Here is a 1,337-nt window from a genome sequence, read left to right on the forward strand (position 1 = left end):
GGTCTCGCATATGCCATAGCTTCCAGAATTGCATTTGGCATCCCTTCTGAAAAAGAGGAAAGCACAAAAGCGTCTGATTGGCCTAAAAAACTATGTGCTTCTTTCTTAAAACCTATGATGTTAACATAGTCTTGAATATTTAGCTCCTCAATTGTTTTCTCAGGCCACAACTCTCCATTTAAATCTCCAACAATATCTACCGTGAAATTTTTGTGTTTTAAAAGTGCTATTGCTTTAAAGAGTGTTAAATAGTCTTTGTTCCACCTAAAGTGACCAATGCATACCCACTTAAAACTACCATTAACCAATTCGCCATCAATCTTGGTATGTTGTGGTATAGTAATTCCATTATGAATCACTATACCTCTTTTGCTCACTAACTTCTGCTTTTCAAAATTTATCATAGAGGCAACAGAATTGTAAACAACTGCATCGTCAAGTCCGTCCGTAAGTTTAAAAGGCATATACCATTTTTTAGGGATCACAGATATCCTAATGGTAGAGATCAACTTAAATTTAAGTCTCATCTTTAATAAGCGTGCAAATATGATTGCAATGAACATAAAAGCAATAACTACATCAGGTCTGAATTTTTTAATGGTTTTATAAAGTATCTGTATGTTCGAAAACGGAGCGCTAGACCAATTCCTTAAAAACAAAGCATCTACTCCGGCTTTTCTGATATCACCATTAAACTCATCAATGGGTTTTAAAGAAATGATCAATACTTTATGATGCTTTGATTGCAGAAATGATGCAATTTTCAATAGCTGCGTTTCAGCTCCACCCTTGCTCATAGATGGGGTCATTAAGATCACCCGTTTATTCACTTTCATAAACTATTTTATTTGAGAGGAAAATTAATTGAGAACTTAATTTGCTATGGAATCTTCCAGGTATGCCTTTACCTGTTTATGCTTAATATCAAAAACAACATTTACGTACTTAACATCCCATGAATTAAATAAGCTGAAATGCTGCTTATAAAAGGCATACGCTTTTTCCTTTAATTCCATTTTAGGATTCGGCTGATAAAATGGACTAACTTCAAGATAAATRGGCTTAGTACTCAGGTCATCGTTTTCCCAGGTAACATCAAAAGCACCGGTAGTGATCTTCAATGATTTAAAGGTTTCTATAATGTGTGCTCTCCACTGTTCCGGAAAGAAATCAAAATCTACCTTACTTCCATAACTTGTCGAAGTTGGTTTCCATTCTTCATTTAAATTTATTCTCCAGTAATGGAGCAAAATCTCTCCTTTAACCAAAATAACCCTTAGGTCTTTTCTCATATTAATCAGCTCCTGTGCTATAATATGCTTGTTTTCTGCCACACA

At 34.6% G+C, this 1,337-nt stretch carries 2 protein-coding genes; both read right to left on the bottom strand.

The window, feature by feature from the left end; all coding sequences use genetic code 11:
• On the bottom strand, positions 1–836 hold an 836-nt coding region (locus AC1DDX_RS22595), incomplete at its 3' end, for a glycosyltransferase (protein ID WP_477622634.1).
• 36 nt (positions 837–872) lie between these two features.
• Positions 873–1,337, bottom strand: a 465-nt coding sequence (locus tag AC1DDX_RS22600; protein ID WP_477622635.1) for a hypothetical protein, incomplete at its 5' end; no start/stop codon positions are given.

This window comes from Pedobacter sp. 10L46_2 (genome assembly GCF_056395165.1).